This is a genomic window from Citrobacter sp. wls827 (assembly GCF_005280875.1).
Taxonomy (GTDB): domain Bacteria; phylum Pseudomonadota; class Gammaproteobacteria; order Enterobacterales; family Enterobacteriaceae; genus Citrobacter; species Citrobacter youngae.
Genome location: NZ_SZWR01000023.1, coordinates 69,948 through 85,645, shown reverse-complemented (window position 1 = coordinate 85,645; position 15,698 = coordinate 69,948). Strand labels below are relative to the sequence as shown.

The following is a 15,698-nucleotide window of genomic DNA, read 5'->3' as shown; positions in this document are numbered from 1 at the left end:
CCTCCGGTGACACTACCTGAGGCCGTTTTTTTAACCGCCAGGTCAGCAATAACGCCACAGCCACCAGCCCTGCCGCCGCCAGATAGATAACCGGCACGCCCGCCCACGTCATTACCAGCCCAGCCAGCGGCCCGGTAACCCCCAGCGATAAATCCATAAACACCGTGTAGGTCGCCAGCGCAGCGCCCTGATTTTGCTGCGGGACGGCATTTACCGCTACCACGCCCAGCGCCGGGAAAACCAGCGAGAACCCGGCCCCGGCCAGCAGAACACCAATTTTCGCCATCCACGGCATGGAAGCCATCCCGACCAGTAGCAACCCAACAATCTCGACGCTAAAGCAGATCATCGCCACATTCAGCCCGCCTAACCGGTTGATGCCATTTGGGAATAGCAGACGAGTACCGACAAACGTGCAGCTAAATAGCGTCAGCGCGAAAGCCGCGCCGTCCCAGCCTTTAGCGTCGTAAAACAGGGTAATAAACGTGGCGATCACCCCAAAGCCGGCCGAGGCCAGCGCCAGCGCCATGCCGTACAACCAGACGCGTCCGAGCACCGCGCGAAACGGCAACGGTTTGCCTTTGCTGGCCTTTACCGCCGGACGAGGGAGCGCCAGCAGTATCGCCAGCAGCGCCACGCCCATTACCGTCAGCGCCAGCCCCTGTAAGCCACCCCAGGCATAAAACAGTACGCCCAGCGGCGCACCTATCGCCATCGCGCCATAGGTCACGATGCCATTCCATGAAATCACCCGTCCAATGTGCATTGAACCCACAACCCCTACGCCCCACAGCGTAGAGCCAGTCCCGGCAAAGCTTTGCCCGATCCCAAGGATCACGCGACCCAGGCATAGCAGCAGCAGACTGGCCAACGGCCAGCCGTTCGTTGAGCCCGCCAGTAAATAGCCCAGACCACTTAAAAAACAGCCGCACAGTCCGAATACCACAATCTTTTTCGGCCCCAGCAAATCGGCATAGCGACCAGCATGTGGACGGCTCAGCAGCGTAGCGAAATATTGCAGGCTGATGACCAGTCCAGCCCAAAAGGCGCTGAATCCCATCACATCATGGACGTAGCCCGGCAATACCGCGAGCGGCAGGCCGATGGTCAGATAGCTGGCGAAGTTAAACATCACCACGGAGACAATGCGCAGATTAAGGCGTAAACCGCTCAGCGTCGGTTCAGCGACGGGTTCGGGCATGGAGGGTCACCACATATTCACAACAGTGTTTCATTTCTACCATGTTGCAGACTATAAATCAGCAGCCAGTTTAGGAATATCAGTCACAAGCCAGCCGCTACACTTAGAGCCAACCCCATTAGGGCTATTTTGCTTGCCATTTCGAACCTGGGCAGTGCTCAGAATCCTCACGTACTGCGTGTACGCTCCGGTTCTTCCGCGCTGACCGTGTTCAAACTGTCTGCGCCAATAACGCCTACTGGGATGAGCTCTTAATGCAAAAACGCAAACAGGAAGAAGACATGACAACCATTCAGCCTGACAAAACAGGTTTGCACATTTTACTTAAACTGGCCGCGCTGGTGGTGATCCTCGCCGGTATTCATGCCGCGGCGGATATCATTGTGCAACTGCTGCTGGCTCTCTTTTTTGCCATTGTGTTGAATCCGCTGGTCACCTGGTTTATTCGCCGGGGAGTACGCCGCCCGGTTGCCATTACGCTCGTAGTGGTGGTCATGCTGTTCGTCCTCACGGCACTGATCGGCGTTCTGGCGTCTTCGATCACGGAATTCATGGCTATGCTACCCAAATACAATAAGGAGCTGACGCGCAAAGTCCTGTATCTGCAAGAGATGGTGCCCTTTCTGAATTTGCATATGTCGCCAGAGCGCATCCTGCAACGTATCGATTCCGATAAACTCATGACCTTCACCACCACACTGATGACCAGCCTCTCTGGCGCCATGGCCAGCGTCGTTCTGCTGGTGATGACGGTCGTCTTTATGCTGTTTGAGGTGCGCCATGTTCCTTATAAGCTGCGCTTTGCGCTGAACAACCCACAAATCCATATTGCGGGGCTGCATCGGGCGCTCAAGGGCGTATCTCACTATCTGGCACTGAAAACGTTGCTCAGCCTATGGACTGGCGCTATCGTCTGGCTGGGACTGGCGCTGATGGGGATTCAGTTTGCTCTGATGTGGGGCGTGCTGGCCTTCCTGCTCAATTATGTGCCCAATATAGGCTCGGTTATTTCCGCCGTGCCGCCCATGATTCAGGCGCTGCTGTTCAACGGCATTTACGAATGCGTACTGGTCGGCGCGCTGTTTCTGGTGGTGCATATGGTGATTGGCAATATCCTCGAGCCGCGCATGATGGGGCATCGCCTGGGATTATCGACGCTAATTGTCTTCCTCTCTCTGTTGGTATGGGGATGGCTGCTCGGCCCGGTAGGCATGCTGCTCTCTGTGCCGTTAACCAGCGTGTGTAAAATCTGGATGGAAACCACCACCGGTGGCAGCAAACTGGCCATTTTGCTGGGTCCCGGCAGACCCAAAAGTCGGCTACCCTGAAAAACTACCAACCGAGGTAGTTTTTATCTTTTTATATGCCCGTTAAACTGATATCCATACAGGTATATATCGCAATTTATCTTAAATAAAGAGTGAAAAGGATTTCATTTTTTAATAAAGAAAATACATAAGTCAACGTATGGATGTCTTTGCCAAACCACATAAGAATAATGAATCCCCCCACAGCATTTAACTCAAACTATCTGCCTATATTTAAAGGTTATTTTATTTGATACGTTTTATCTAAAAATCTATACTTCTCGCCGATGATTACGCTGAAAAATTTCCGTTGAAGAAAGTCACCGAATATTACCATCCGGCAACCTCATCGCCTTGCTATCGGACACGTGAAATAAAATGCTGATTTAGCTTAAATAAAATCACGGGAACTGCAGGGTGATCATTATTTCGAAGCTTATTATTAAACACGTATAAACAGTACTTTGAGAGGGAGTTTTAATGAAACAGTATATTAAGTGGTTTGCGGCCATTGCCGTTGTCGGTGCGCTGGCGGGATGTGCACGTACTGCGCCGATCGATCAAGTTCACACCAGCGTAAGCGCGGGGCACACTCAGGATCAGGTTAAAACCGCCATTCTGAAAGCGGGCATTCAACGCCAATGGGTCATGTCTGAAGCCGGTCCTGGTGTCATTAAAGCACGCCAACAAACCCGCGATCATGTGGCTGAAGTCCGTATCACCTATACCGCCACCAGCTATGACATTAAATACGACAGCAGCCTTAACCTGCAGGCTTCTGGTGGAAAAATTCATAAAAACTACAACCGCTGGGTACGCAATCTGGATAAAGACATCCAGCTCAATCTGTCAGCCGGTGCCAATCTGTAATTACGCCTAAAGTCGGGCCGAAAAGGCCCGATACTCTTACTCTCTGCCATTTAACAGGTTGTCCCCACATGTACGAACAGGATTCGCTTAGCGCACTGGATGCCATTACTGAAGCACAACGTATCGCCTTTGCCCCTATGCTTTTTCAAACCGCGTTGTGTCTGCGAAATGCGGGAGTACTCACCTGGCTGGACAAGCAAGGTAAACGCGGCGCCACGCTCGACGAAATTACCGAAAACAGCACCATCAACGAATATGCCGCCAGCATCCTGTTGGATATGGGGTTAAGTGGGCGAATTATTACCCACAAAGAAGGATATTATTACCTCGCTAAAGTCGGCCACTTCCTTTTACATGACACGATGACGCGTGTGAATATGGATTTCACCCAGGATGTTTGTTATCAGGGACTGTTCTATCTGGAGAATGCGCTGAAAGAAGGGAAGCCCGCGGGATTAAAAATTTTTGGCGACTGGCCAACAATCTATCCTGCACTGTCGCAATTACCCCTGGCTGCGCGTGAAAGTTGGTTCGCTTTCGATCATTACTATTCAGATGGCGCATTTGATGCCGCATTGCCATATGTATTCGCCAGCGCCCCTGCAACCCTGTACGATGTCGGCGGAAATACCGGGAAATGGGCATTACGTTGTTGTCAACATGATGACAATATTGCAGTCACTCTATTAGATTTGCCGCAACAAATTGCACTTGCCCGCGAAAATATCGAAAATACGGGATTATCCCATCGCATAAATTTCCATGCTGTGGATATGCTTAGCGACTCGCCTTTACCCGCAGAGGCAGATATCTGGTGGATGAGCCAATTTCTGGACTGTTTTTCCCCGGAACAAATTATCGCCATTCTGAGCAACATTGCTCGGGTGATGAAACCGGGCGCGAAGCTGTGCATTATGGAACTGTTTTGGGATGCCCAAAAATTTGAAGCGGCCTCATTTAGCCTGAATGCGTCTTCGCTTTATTTTACCTGTATGGCGAATGGCAACAGCCGCTTCTACAGCGTAGAGAAGTTTTATCACTATCTGAATCAGGCAGGTTTTCAGGTAGATGAACGCCACGACAACTTAGGTGTTGGGCATACTTTATTGATATGTCAGAAGAAAAAATAAGAAACAATCGGAACAACCGATTTACCGCGGATACGCGTTGATGAAATTTGCTTTCAACATTATCGACTGGCAGGCCAAGGCGCCAGGATTAAGCGAAACAGAACAGTGGCATGAATGGTCACGGTTTTCGCACGCCATCGATCCCACCGCGCCATTGGCTAAACTCAGCGAGTTACCGATGATGACGGCTCGCCGCCTCAGCTCCGGTAGCAAACTGGCCGTTGATTGCGGGCTGGCGATGCTACGCCGTCATGATATCGATGCCGTGTTGTACACCAGCCGCCATGGTGAACTGGAGCGTAACTACAGGATCCTGCACGCCCTGGCGACTGAGCAGGCTCTCTCACCAACCGATTTCGCCCTCTCTGTGCATAATTCTGCTGTGGGAAACCTGACCATCGCCGCGAAAAAGCCGATTGTCTCCTCCTCGCTTTCCGCTGGCAGGGATACGTTCCAGCAGGGGCTATGCGAAGTCATCGGGCTGTTACAGGCGGGATATCAGCGCGTATTGATGGTCGATTTCGACGGTTTTCTGCCCGAGTTTTATCATCCGCAGTTGCCGCCTGATATGCCTACATGGCCGTTTGCCGTCGCGCTGGTTATTGAATCCGGTGATCGCTGGCAATGCGAAACCCGTCCACACTGCGCGCAAGGTGAGACGCCATTGCCACAAAGCCTGTTGTTTTTACAACATTATTTGCAAGATACCGCGGCGTTTACCCTGCCAGGCGAGCGCGTACAGTGGCAGTGGAGTCAGGGATGAACACGATTTTCCTGCGGCTTAATTGGGTATGGCGACTGGTGATGACCGGTTTTTGCTTTGCCCTGTTTGGCCTCGGCGGACTGCTCCTTTCTACTGTCTGGTTTAACGTATTGCTCATCGCAGTATGGGATAAAGCCCGACGTCGGCGTATCGCCAGACGCAGCATTGCTGCCAGTTTTCGCCTCTTTTTAACGGTGGCGAAGCGACTTGGCGTGCTGGATTACCAGATTGCAGGACGAGACATTTTACGCAACGAACAAGGGTGCCTGGTCGTCGCCAATCATCCGACGCTCATCGACTACGTGCTACTGGCCTCGGTCATGCCAGAAACCGACTGTCTGGTGAAAAGCGCATTACTAAAAAACCCGTTTCTTGGCGGCGTGGTCCGGGCAGCAGATTATCTGATTAACAGTCAGGCTGATGCGCTGTTACCCGCGTGCCAGCAACGTCTGGAACAAGGCGATACCATTTTAATTTTCCCCGAGGGAACCCGTACACGCCCCGGAGAGGAAATGACGTTACAGCGTGGTGCGGCGAATATCGCCGTACGCTGCAGCAGCGATTTACGCATCGTAACCATAAGCTGCAGCGAACAAATGCTGGATAAAGAAAGCAAATGGTACGACGTCCCATCGATAAAGCCCATGTTTACCGTTTCAGTACACGAACGGGTTAAGATCGACCAATTTTACGACGCAAATTCACAAGAACCGGCGCTGGCCGCAAGGCAGTTGAACCGGCATCTTTTGCTTCAATTACAACCAGGTACTTTACCTCTTTCAGGAATTAATGATGCAAGCGCTTTATCTTGAAATCAAAAATCTCATTATAACGACATTGAATCTCGACGAACTGACAGCTGACGATATTGATACCGAAGCGGCACTCTTTGGCGATGGATTAGGTCTGGACTCAATCGACGCCCTGGAGCTTGGGCTGGCGGTGAAAAACGAGTATGGCGTGGTCCTCTCAGCAGAGAGCGAAGAAATGCGCCAGCACTTCTTCTCCGTCGCCACGCTGGCATCGTTCATTCACGCGCAACGTGCCTGAGGATAGTCCGTTATGACCGAACAAAAAGCCATTTACGAAGAAGTCTCATCACTGCTGGTCAAGCTATTTGAAGTCGACCCGCAGGACATTAAGCCTGAGGCGCGCCTGTACGAAGATCTGGAACTCGACAGCATCGACGCCGTCGACATGATCGTGCATCTGCAAAAGAAAACCGGTAAGAAAATTAAACCGGAAGAGTTCAAAGCAGTACGCACCGTACAAGATGTCGTCGACGCGGTAGAACGCCTTCTCAAAGAAGCGTAATTCACCGTGTCGGGCACTCGCTCGCTGCCAGTCGTACAACTGCTAACAGGCCTACTGTTGTTGGCCTGGCCGTTTTTGATCTGGTTTGGCCTTGCGCATAACAGTCTGCACTGGTTGCTACCGTTGATGGCGCTACTCCTTTTTTTACGCTTTCGCCAGACCCGGCGACAGGCGGGGCCGTTACGCGTTGTAACACAGGTCGTGGCGGTTGCGGGTATCACGTTGTGCATTGCCAGTTATCTGCTCAAAACACATCAGTTGCTGCTGTTTTATCCGGTAGTGGTAAACGCCGTGATGCTGTCGGTTTTTGGCGGATCGCTTTGGTCCGCGATGCCCATTGTTGAACGCCTGGCGCGGCTGCGCGACCCAAATCTGCCCGAGGCAGGAGTACGCTACACACGCCGTGTGACACAAATCTGGTGCGCCTTTTTCATCATCAACGGCAGCGTTGCGCTCTTTACCGCACTGAATGGCGATATGACCCTGTGGACGACCTGGAACGGTATGGTTTCCTATTTACTGATGGGAACATTGATGGCCGGCGAGTGGTTAGTTCGCCAACTGGTGATAAAACGAGATACCCAATGAAGCAGCCCCTCACACTTGCGCAATGGCTCTGTGACCCACGCCCGAACGACGTCCCTGTTGCGTGGCAGGAAGAGCATACCTGGACGCTGGGTCATCTGCGCCATGATGTGGCCCAGTTGATAACATACCTGCAGCAGCAGGAAGGTGAGCGCTGGGCATTGTGCTTCGAGAACAGCTATTTATTTATCGTCGCGCTGCTGGCCACGCTACATGCTGGCAAAACGCCGGTGATCCCAGGGCATTGTCGCGTTTCGTTGTTAAACGAGCAGCACAGGCTGTTTGACGGCGTACTGAGCGATAAAACGCTGGAGTGGCAGGGAACGCTACGGGTGGTCAGTTCTGCTATGACATCCGTGACCCACGACATCACGTTTCCGGCAATACGCAGCGACGCCTTTGTGGAGTTGTTCACTTCCGGTTCGACCGGCCAGCCGAAACGCGTGATCAAACCGATCGCTCGTCTGGATAGCGAAGCGGCATTGCTCGCGACGCGCTTTGCCGATCGTCTCGCAGGTTGCCGGGTGGTCGCGTCAGTGGTTCCGCAACATCTGTATGGTCTGACGTTTCGTATCTTCTTGCCGATGGCCTTAGGTCTGCCGCTGCACGCGGCAATGCTATGGTATGCCGAACAACTGGCGGCGCTGAGCCATGAGCATCGGTATGCGTTTATCAGCAGTCCGGCGTTTCTGAAACGCCTCGACCACCACCTGGCACCGCCGCCGGTCGAACTGATTCTGTCTGCGGGCGGTATGCTGCCCTGGCAGGACGTCGCACAGGCTGCTGACTGGCTGAATGTCTGGCCCGATGAGATCTACGGCAGCACTGAAACCGGGATCCTTGCGTGGCGTTATCGCCATCAAGATGATGTGGCATGGCTGCCTTTTCCCGGCGTCAGATTTCAGCCAGAAAATGACGCGTTTCGTGTATTTTCACCGCTAATTACCGCTGATGATGGCCTGTTGCTGGATGATATTCTGCAATTTACCGAAAATGGTCAGTTTCGCCTGATGGGCAGGCGCGGGCGAGTCGTCAAGATTGAAGAGAAACGCATTTCACTCAGCGAAGTGGAGCAACGCTTGCTGGCACTGGACGGTATACGTGATGTCGCGGCATTGCCGGTCTCACGCGGGGGACGCCAGGGCGTTGGCGTCCTGCTGGTACTGGATGACAAAACCCACCAACGCTGGCTCGCATGCGGAGGAAAACAGCAAGAACTGACCTGGCGACGTTCGCTGTTGCCCTGGCTGGAGCCGGTCGCCGTTCCCCGCTACTGGCGGGTGATTGATGAGATTCCGGTCAACAGTATGAACAAGCGTGTCTATGCGCAATTACAGGAGTTATTTCATGAAACCCCATGAAATCGAGCGCCATCAGGCACAGCCTCAACAGGCTGAGATTGTTTTACATCTCGACCCTTCGCTGTTTTGGTTCAGCGGGCATTTTGCCGTGCAGCCACTACTGCCAGGCGTTGCACAGCTGGATTGGGCGATGCATTACGCCACCACGTTGCTGGTCCCTGGCTGGCGTTTTCACAGTATTCAGAACGTGAAGTTCCAGTCACCGCTATTGCCTGGAACCACCATCACCCTGAGTCTGAGCTGGCAGGAAGAACGTCAGATGCTCTCTTTTAGTTATCAGCGCCACGACGGTGAAGCGCGCCATACCGCCAGCAGCGGGAAGATTCGGTTATGTCGCTGACGTTTTCCCCGTGCGTGTTGATCCCCTGCTATAACCACGGCGCAATGATGTCGGGCGTATTGGATCGTCTTCAGCCATTCAATCTCCCCTGCATTGTGGTGGACGATGGCAGCGACAAGACCACACAAGATGAACTGGCACGCCTGGCGGCAGAATACGGCAATCTGACGTTAATTCGCCTGCCGGTCAACGCAGGCAAAGGCGCGGCGGTGATTAGCGGAATTCAGGCGGCGGCAGATGCCGGGTTCAGTCATGCCGTGCAGGTCGATGCCGACGGTCAGCATGCCATTGAAGATATTCCCAGACTACTTGCATTGGCAAAAGAACATCCGGCAGCGCTCATTTCCGGGCAACCGATTTACGATGATTCTGTCCCTCGCTCGCGCCTGTACGGACGCTGGGTAACCCACATCTGGGTGTGGATAGAAACGCTCTCGATGCAGCTAAAAGACAGCATGTGCGGCTTCCGGGTGTATCCGGTGACACCTACACTGCAACTGGCACAGCGCGTGACGCTCGGCAAACGGATGGATTTTGATACAGAAGTAATGGTGCGTCTCTACTGGCAAGGCAACCCCAGCTATTTTATCCCCACACGAGTCATCTATCCGCAGGACGGGCTATCCCATTTTGACGCGCTCAAAGACAATCTGCGCATTTCATTAATGCACACTCGCCTGTTTTTTGGCATGTTGCCACGCATCCCCTCCCTGCTTTTTCGTCGTTCATCAACACACTGGGCGCAGCAGCAGGAAGTCAAAGGGCTGTGGGGAATGCGTCTGATGTTGCTGGTCTGGCGTTTACTGGGTCGCAAAGCCTTCTCCCTGCTACTGTATCCGGTAGTCGGCGTTTACTGGCTCACCGCATCAACTGCCCGAAAAGCCTCTCAGAGCTGGATTCGCCGCGTACGGGCGCAACTGATCGCACGCCGGATGCCAGTACCGTCAAACCTGACCAGTTATCAGCATTTCCTGCGTTTTGGCGGCGCGATGCTGGATAAAATTGCCAGCTGGCGCGGTGAACTGCACCTCGGCCGCGATGTTGTTTTTGCACCAGGCGCAGAAGAGACGCTAAATGTCAGCGACCCGCGAGGAAAACTGCTGCTGGCCTCACATTTGGGCGATGTCGAAGCCTGTCGGGCACTCGCCCAGCTACAGGGCAGTAAAACAATCAATGCGCTGGTATTTAGCGATAACGCCCAACGCTTTAAAAAAATTATGGAAGAGATGGCCCCGCAGGCCGCGTTAAACCTGCTACCGGTGAACGATATTGGCCCGGATACCGCCATTCTGCTCAAAGAGAAACTGGATCGTGGCGAATGGATCGCCATCGTTGGCGATCGCATCGCAGTCACTACCCAACGTGGCGGCGAATGGCGTGTCTGCTGGAGCCGCTTTATGGGGCAAGTTGCGCCCTTCCCACAGGGCCCGTTCATTCTTGCGTCTATTTTACGCTGTCCGGTGGATCTGATTTTCGCCCTGCGCCAGCAGGAGAAACTACGCATCCACTGCGAACCATTTGCTGACCCTCTGCTCTTGCCGCGTGCCACCCGACAACAGGCATTACAGAATACCGTCGATCGCTACGCCGAACGCCTTGAGCACTATGCACTTCAGTCGCCACTCGACTGGTTTAACTTTTTCGATTTCTGGCAGTTGCCGGACACCAAAGACAAGGAGTAAAGGGTGCTTAACGATCCCCGCTTTACGGCTGAAGTCGAGCTGACTATTCCGTTTCACGACGTCGATATGATGGGTGTAGCGTGGCATGGCAACTACTTCCGCTATTTCGAGATTGCCCGCGAGGCACTGCTGAACCAATTCAATTACGGTTATCGGCAGATGAAAGCGTCCGGCTATTTGTGGCCCGTGGTCGACACCCGGGTGAAGTATCGCAACGCCCTGACTTTCGAGCAGCGTATCCGTGTGCGTGCCCGTATTAAAGAGTTCGAAAATCGCCTGCGTATCGACTACGACATTTTCGATGCTGAAACAGGAAAACGCGCCACAACGGGCTATACCATCCAGGTCGCCGTGGACGAAAAAAGCCGTGAGCTGTGCTTTGTCAGCCCGGATGTTTTGTTTGAACGAATGGGAGTGACGCCATGAAATTATGGCCATTGTTGGTGCTGCTCATCAGCCCTTTTGTCAGCGCCCTGACGCTTGATGACCTGCAACAGCGTTTTACCGAACAGCCGGTCGTTCGCGCCCATTTCGATCAAACCCGGACGATAAAAGATCTGCCGCAGCCGCTGCGGTCTCAGGGCAAAATGCTGATCGCCCGTGACCAGGGTCTGTTGTGGGACCAAACCGCGCCGTTCCCGATGCAACTGTTGCTTGATGATAAGCGGATGGTTCAGGTGATTAACGGTCAGCCACCGCAGACCATCACCGCCGAAAACAACCCGCAAATGTTCCAGTTCAATCATCTGCTACGTGCATTATTCCAGGCGGATCGTAAGGTGCTGGAGCAAAACTTCCGCGTGACCTTTACCGACGTAGGGGAGGGGCGCTGGACGTTACGCCTGACGCCAATCACCACGCCACTGGATAAGATTTTCGCGACGATTGATTTAGCCGGCAAGACCTACCTGGAGAGCATTCAGCTCAATGACAAGCAGGGCGATCGCACCGATATCGCGCTTTCCCAACACCAACTGACGCCAGCGCAACTGACCGATGATGAACGCCAACGCTTTGCCGCCCAGTAAACGTCCCGCGCTGTTATGGGGGCTCGCCTGCCTGATTATGCTGGGCGTCTTGTTGACGCTACTCCCGCAGGCCAGGCTCAATAGCAGCGTGCTGGCCATGCTGCCAAAACAGGCAATGGGCGACATTCCCCCGAGCCTGAACGAAGGCTTTATGCAGCGCCTCGACCGGCAACTGGTCTGGCTGGTGAGTCCCGGTAAGCAACCGGACCCGTCGGCGGCCCACGACTGGCTGACGCTGCTGCAAAAATCGCACGCGCTGGCCCAGGTGAAAGGCCCGATGGACGCCGACAGCCAGCAGGCATGGGGGGCTTTCTTCTGGAAACACCGTAACGGCCTGATAGATAACGATACCCGCGCTCGTCTGCAAAACGGCGGCGAAGCCCAGGCCCAGTGGATCCTGTCCCAGCTTTACTCCGCATTCTCCGGTGTCAGCGGCAAAGAGTTGCAAAACGATCCCCTCATGCTGATGCGCGGCTCGCAGTTGGCCATGGCCAAAAATGGCCAGCGTTTACACCTGATGGAAGGCTGGCTGGTCACTCAGGACGAGCAAGGCAACTACTGGTATCTGTTACATGGCGAGCTGACCGGCTCATCGTTTGATATGCAACAGACGCACCAATTGGTCACCACGCTGAATACGCTGGAAGGTGAGTTCAAAGCCCACTATCCGCAGGCACAATTACTGTCTCGCGGAACGCTGTTCTACAGCGATTACGCCAGCCAGCAGGCGAAACAGGATATCTCGACCCTCGGCATAGCGACCGTGATCGGGGTGATCCTGCTCATCGTGGCCGTGTTTCGTTCGCTGCGTCCGCTGCTGCTGTGCCTGATTTCAATTGGTATTGGCGCGCTGGCAGGAACCGTCGTCACGTTGCTGATTTTTGGCGAACTCCATCTGATGACGCTGGTGATGAGCATGAGCATCATCGGTATTTCCGCCGACTATACGCTCTACTATTTGACCGAGCGGATGGTACACGGCGCAGAAACATCGCCATGGCAAAGCCTTGCCAAAGTACGCAATGCCCTGCTCCTGGCACTGCTCACTACCGTGGCGGCTTATCTGATTATGATGCTGGCCCCCTTCCCCGGTATTCGCCAGATGGCGGTATTCGCGGCGGTGGGTCTGAGTGCCTCGTGCCTGACGGTCATTTTCTGGCACCCATGGTTGTGTCACAGGTTGCCGGTGCGCCCGGTTCCGGCAATGGTACTCATGCTACGCTGGCTTGCCGCCTGGCGGCGGAATAAGAAATTATCCGTTGGCCTACCGGTGGCGCTCGCGTTGTTCTCGTTGGCAGGCATGGCGACGCTACGCGTAGACGATGATATCTCCCAGTTACAGGCGCTACCGCAGAACATTCTCGCTCAGGAAAAAGCGATTACCGCCCTGACCGGGCAAAGCGTCGACCAGAAGTGGTTTGTCGTGTACGGCAAATCCGCTCAACAAACGCTGGAGCGACTGGAAGCCTTTACTCCCGCGCTGGAAGAGGCAAAAAAAGACGGATTACTCAGCGGATATCGCACTATTCCGTTAAATTCGCTCGCCAGGCAGCAGCAGGATCTCACCCTGTTAAAAGATGCCGCGCCCGCCGTCACAAAAGCCTTAAACAGCGCCGGGCTGGCAACGGTGAAACCCGATCTTATCGCTATGCCGGTCACCGTCGATGCCTGGCTTTCCAGCCCGGCCAGTGAAGGCTGGCGCTTACTGTGGCTGTCGCTGGCAGACGGTGAAAGCAGCGTGCTGGTTCCCGTTGAAGGAGTGAAACAAAGTGATGCTTTAAACACGCTCAGCACGAAATATTCCGGCGTTGCGTGGGTGGATCGTAAGAGCAGCTTTGACACTCTGTTTGCGCTGTATCGCCATATTCTGACGGGCTTGCTATGTGTTGCGCTGGCAGTAATTGCCAGTGGCGCCTTCATTCGACTTGGCTGGCGTAAAGGCTTTATTAGCCTGGTCCCCTCGGTGCTGTCTTTAGGTTGTGGTCTGGCGGTACTGGCTCTGAGTGGGCACGCGCTCAACCTGTTCTCGCTGCTGGCACTGGTGCTGGTGCTGGGGATTGGCATTAACTACACGCTGTTTTTCAGTAATCCACGCGGTACGCCACTGACGTCGCTACTGGCTATCACACTGGCGATGATGACTACGCTCCTGACGCTCGGCATGCTGGTCTTTAGCGCCACTCAGGCAATCAGCAGTTTTGGCATTGTATTGGTGAGCGGTATTTTCACTGCATTTTTGCTGTCACCGCTGGCGATGCCAACGAAAAGAGAGAAGAAAAAAAGATGATGTTATCGACATTTTTTGCCGGGTGGCGGATTCGCCTTATCAGGCCGTTAATGATAGCGCTCGCCGCACTGATTCTTGCCGGTTGCAGCCACACACAGCCGGAACAGCAAGGCCGCCCGCAAGCCTGGTTAGAGCCGGGAACACGTGTGACGCTACCTGCTCCGGGGATTTCTCCCGCGGTGAATTCACAACAGCTGCTGACCGGAAGTTTTAACGGCAAAACGCAGTCGCTGTTGGTCATGCTTAATGCTGATGATAAGAAAATCACACTGGCCGGGTTGTCATCAGTTGGCATTCGCCTGTTCCTCGTGACTTACGATGAAAAAGGATTGCACACCGAACAATCGATCATCGTTCCGCAACTGCCGCCCGCAAGCCAGGTGCTGGCTGACGTGATGCTTAGTCATTGGCCAATTAGCGCCTGGCAACCGCAATTACCTCAAGGCTGGACGCTCGTCGATACGGGCGATACACGTGAACTGCGCAATAGCCGCGGCAAACTGGTCACGGAAATCACGTATCTGAATCGCAAAGGAAAACGCGAACCGATCAGCATTGAGCAGCACGTATTTAAATACCACATCACCATTCAATACCTGGGTGACTGAGATGATCTACATTTCTGCCGTTGGCATGATTAACGCGTTGGGCAATAACACCGATGAAATCGCCGCCAACCTCACACGTGGCATAGCGCCGGGAATGCGTCCGCGCGCGAACTGGCTACAAGGACATCCACCCGCCGTATTAGCAGGCGTTGACGGTGATCTGCCCGCGATCCCTCAGCAATTTAGCGCACATCGTTCGCGCAATAACCAGCTACTGCTGGCTGCACTGGCACAAATCCAGCCACAGGTAGACGACGCTATCGCCCGGTTTGGCCGCGATCGTATTGCTGTCGTTCTCGGCACCAGCACCTCCGGTCTGAATGAAGGTGACGTTCACGTTGATCTGATGCTCAACGACAAAGAGAGCACCGACTGGCGCTACCCGCAGCAGGAACTGGGCGATCCGTCGCGTTTTCTTAGCCACTGGCTGGCGCTGGATGGCCCGGCCTTTACGCTCTCAACCGCCTGCTCGTCCAGTGCACGGGCAATCATGAGCGGGCGTCGCTTAATCGAATCTGGTCTGGTGGATATTGCCATTGTCGGCGGTGCCGATACGCTAAGTCGGATGCCCATCAACGGTTTCCACAGTCTGGAATCGCTCTCCCCAACGCGATGTCAGCCGTTTGGCCGCGACCGCAATGGGATCACCATCGGCGAAGGCGCCGCATTGATGGTATTAACCCGCGAGCCACAGCCCATTGCGCTGCTGGGTGTCGGCGAATCCAGCGATGCATACCATATTTCGGCTCCCCACCCGCAGGGAGAAGGTGCCATTCGCGCCATAGGCCAGGCGCTTAACGACGCAGGAATGACACCGGAACACGTGGGCTATATCAATCTGCACGGAACGGCCACTCCGCTCAACGATCAGATTGAGTCCAACGTCGTGAGCACGCTATTTGGCGACACGGTCCCATGCAGTTCAACCAAACACCTGACCGGGCACACGCTGGGCGCGGCGGGGATCACCGAAGCAGCAATCAGTATGCTGATTCTGCAACGCAACCTGCCCCTGCCACCGCAGGATTTTAGCCAGTCGCCGCGCGATGAAACATTGCCACCCTGCGGCATCATTGAACAACCGCAGCCGCTGACTCGCCCGGTAATCTTATCTAACTCGTTCGCCTTCGGCGGTAATAATGCCAGCATCCTGCTCGGGAGAATCTCATGAGCCACTATTTATCACCGGGCGATTATTTACCGCATGACGCGCCGATGCTGC

17 protein-coding genes are annotated in these 15,698 nt (G+C 54.2%); 16 read left to right on the top strand and 1 reads right to left on the bottom strand.

From position 1 onward, the window contains the following. Positions 1 to 1,201: MFS transporter (locus FDX03_RS19855; protein WP_137346498.1), on the bottom strand; the 1,201-nt coding region annotated here is incomplete at its 3' end. Between the two features lie 281 nt (positions 1,202 to 1,482). Between FDX03_RS19855 and FDX03_RS19850 the strand changes: the two genes are divergently transcribed. The 16 genes from FDX03_RS19850 (at position 1,483) to FDX03_RS19775 (ending at position 15,647) form a co-directional block, all read left to right on the top strand. Then, the gene (locus tag FDX03_RS19850; RefSeq protein ID WP_048213592.1) at positions 1,483 to 2,529 is read left to right on the top strand and encodes an AI-2E family transporter; all 1,047 of its coding nucleotides are present in this window, start codon (positions 1,483 to 1,485) and stop codon (positions 2,527 to 2,529) included. 471 nt (positions 2,530 to 3,000) lie between these two features. After that, positions 3,001 to 3,378, top strand: coding sequence for a hypothetical protein (locus FDX03_RS19845; RefSeq protein WP_122973906.1), 378 nt, complete (start codon positions 3,001 to 3,003; stop codon positions 3,376 to 3,378). Between the two features lie 68 nt (positions 3,379 to 3,446). Next, the gene (locus tag FDX03_RS19840) at positions 3,447 to 4,508 is read left to right on the top strand and encodes a class I SAM-dependent methyltransferase (protein ID WP_040231691.1); all 1,062 of its coding nucleotides are present in this window, start codon (positions 3,447 to 3,449) and stop codon (positions 4,506 to 4,508) included. A 40-nt stretch (positions 4,509 to 4,548) separates the two neighbouring features. Continuing rightward, positions 4,549 to 5,271 carry a beta-ketoacyl synthase chain length factor gene (locus FDX03_RS19835; protein ID WP_048213594.1) on the top strand — a complete coding sequence of 241 codons (723 nt, stop codon included), beginning with the start codon at positions 4,549 to 4,551 and terminating at the stop codon, positions 5,269 to 5,271. Further along, a complete protein-coding gene (locus FDX03_RS19830) occupies positions 5,268 to 6,083 on the top strand; it encodes a lysophospholipid acyltransferase family protein (protein ID WP_061068760.1) in 816 nt (271 codons plus the stop codon). The genes FDX03_RS19835 and FDX03_RS19830 overlap by 4 nt, the downstream gene beginning before the upstream one ends. Next, positions 6,064 to 6,321, top strand: coding sequence for a phosphopantetheine-binding protein (locus FDX03_RS19825; protein ID WP_048213596.1), 258 nt, complete (start codon positions 6,064 to 6,066; stop codon positions 6,319 to 6,321). The genes FDX03_RS19830 and FDX03_RS19825 overlap by 20 nt, the downstream gene beginning before the upstream one ends. A 12-nt stretch (positions 6,322 to 6,333) precedes the next feature. Further along, the gene (locus tag FDX03_RS19820; RefSeq protein WP_005121566.1) at positions 6,334 to 6,585 is read left to right on the top strand and encodes an acyl carrier protein; all 252 of its coding nucleotides are present in this window, start codon (positions 6,334 to 6,336) and stop codon (positions 6,583 to 6,585) included. 6 nt (positions 6,586 to 6,591) lie between these two features. Further along, positions 6,592 to 7,173: a hypothetical protein gene (locus FDX03_RS19815; protein ID WP_048213597.1), complete on the top strand. Its 582-nt coding sequence runs from the start codon at positions 6,592 to 6,594 to the stop codon at positions 7,171 to 7,173. Then, on the top strand, positions 7,170 to 8,531 hold the full coding sequence (locus FDX03_RS19810; protein WP_048213598.1) for an AMP-binding protein: 1,362 nt from the start codon (positions 7,170 to 7,172) through the stop codon (positions 8,529 to 8,531). The genes FDX03_RS19815 and FDX03_RS19810 overlap by 4 nt, the downstream gene beginning before the upstream one ends. Next, positions 8,518 to 8,871: a beta-hydroxyacyl-ACP dehydratase gene (locus tag FDX03_RS19805; RefSeq protein ID WP_061068761.1), complete on the top strand. Its 354-nt coding sequence runs from the start codon at positions 8,518 to 8,520 to the stop codon at positions 8,869 to 8,871. Before FDX03_RS19810 ends, FDX03_RS19805 begins: the two co-directional genes overlap by 14 nt. Further along, complete coding sequence (locus FDX03_RS19800) at positions 8,862 to 10,553, top strand: glycosyltransferase (RefSeq protein ID WP_137346471.1); 1,692 nt, start codon at positions 8,862 to 8,864, stop codon at positions 10,551 to 10,553. Before FDX03_RS19805 ends, FDX03_RS19800 begins: the two co-directional genes overlap by 10 nt. Positions 10,554 to 10,556: 3 nt before the next feature. Continuing rightward, positions 10,557 to 10,979 carry a thioesterase family protein gene (locus FDX03_RS19795; protein WP_137346470.1) on the top strand — a complete coding sequence of 141 codons (423 nt, stop codon included), beginning with the start codon at positions 10,557 to 10,559 and terminating at the stop codon, positions 10,977 to 10,979. Beyond that, positions 10,976 to 11,581 carry an outer membrane lipoprotein carrier protein LolA gene (locus FDX03_RS19790; RefSeq protein WP_048213602.1) on the top strand — a complete coding sequence of 202 codons (606 nt, stop codon included), beginning with the start codon at positions 10,976 to 10,978 and terminating at the stop codon, positions 11,579 to 11,581. Before FDX03_RS19795 ends, FDX03_RS19790 begins: the two co-directional genes overlap by 4 nt. After that, complete coding sequence (locus FDX03_RS19785; RefSeq protein ID WP_137346469.1) at positions 11,550 to 13,868, top strand: MMPL family transporter; 2,319 nt, start codon at positions 11,550 to 11,552, stop codon at positions 13,866 to 13,868. Before FDX03_RS19790 ends, FDX03_RS19785 begins: the two co-directional genes overlap by 32 nt. A gap of 50 nt (positions 13,869 to 13,918) precedes the next feature. Continuing rightward, complete coding sequence (locus FDX03_RS19780) at positions 13,919 to 14,476, top strand: DUF3261 domain-containing protein (protein WP_048213803.1); 558 nt, start codon at positions 13,919 to 13,921, stop codon at positions 14,474 to 14,476. A gap of 1 nt (position 14,477) precedes the next feature. Next, positions 14,478 to 15,647, top strand: a complete 1,170-nt coding sequence (locus tag FDX03_RS19775) for a beta-ketoacyl-[acyl-carrier-protein] synthase family protein (protein ID WP_115601345.1) — start codon at positions 14,478 to 14,480, stop codon at positions 15,645 to 15,647. The last annotated feature ends 51 nt before the right edge of the window (positions 15,648 to 15,698 follow it).

Bases quoted from the DNA above. Each gene is read 5' to 3' on its own strand.
- FDX03_RS19825 (WP_048213596.1), top strand. From the start codon at position 6,064: ATGCAAGCGCTTTATCTTGAAATCAAAAATCTCATTATAACGACATTG.
- FDX03_RS19790 (WP_048213602.1), top strand. From the start codon at position 10,976: ATGAAATTATGGCCATTGTTGGTGCTGCTCATCAGCCCTTTTGTCAGC.
- FDX03_RS19820 (WP_005121566.1), top strand. From the start codon at position 6,334: ATGACCGAACAAAAAGCCATTTACGAAGAAGTCTCATCACTGCTGGTC.
- FDX03_RS19810 (WP_048213598.1), top strand. From the start codon at position 7,170: ATGAAGCAGCCCCTCACACTTGCGCAATGGCTCTGTGACCCACGCCCG.
- FDX03_RS19840 (WP_040231691.1), top strand. From the start codon at position 3,447: ATGTACGAACAGGATTCGCTTAGCGCACTGGATGCCATTACTGAAGCA.
- FDX03_RS19800 (WP_137346471.1), top strand. From the start codon at position 8,862: ATGTCGCTGACGTTTTCCCCGTGCGTGTTGATCCCCTGCTATAACCAC.
- FDX03_RS19850 (WP_048213592.1), top strand. From the start codon at position 1,483: ATGACAACCATTCAGCCTGACAAAACAGGTTTGCACATTTTACTTAAA.
- FDX03_RS19775 (WP_115601345.1), top strand. From the start codon at position 14,478: ATGATCTACATTTCTGCCGTTGGCATGATTAACGCGTTGGGCAATAAC.
- FDX03_RS19830 (WP_061068760.1), top strand. From the start codon at position 5,268: ATGAACACGATTTTCCTGCGGCTTAATTGGGTATGGCGACTGGTGATG.
- FDX03_RS19785 (WP_137346469.1), top strand. From the start codon at position 11,550: ATGATGAACGCCAACGCTTTGCCGCCCAGTAAACGTCCCGCGCTGTTA.
- FDX03_RS19805 (WP_061068761.1), top strand. From the start codon at position 8,518: ATGAAACCCCATGAAATCGAGCGCCATCAGGCACAGCCTCAACAGGCT.
- FDX03_RS19780 (WP_048213803.1), top strand. From the start codon at position 13,919: ATGATAGCGCTCGCCGCACTGATTCTTGCCGGTTGCAGCCACACACAG.
- FDX03_RS19835 (WP_048213594.1), top strand. From the start codon at position 4,549: ATGAAATTTGCTTTCAACATTATCGACTGGCAGGCCAAGGCGCCAGGA.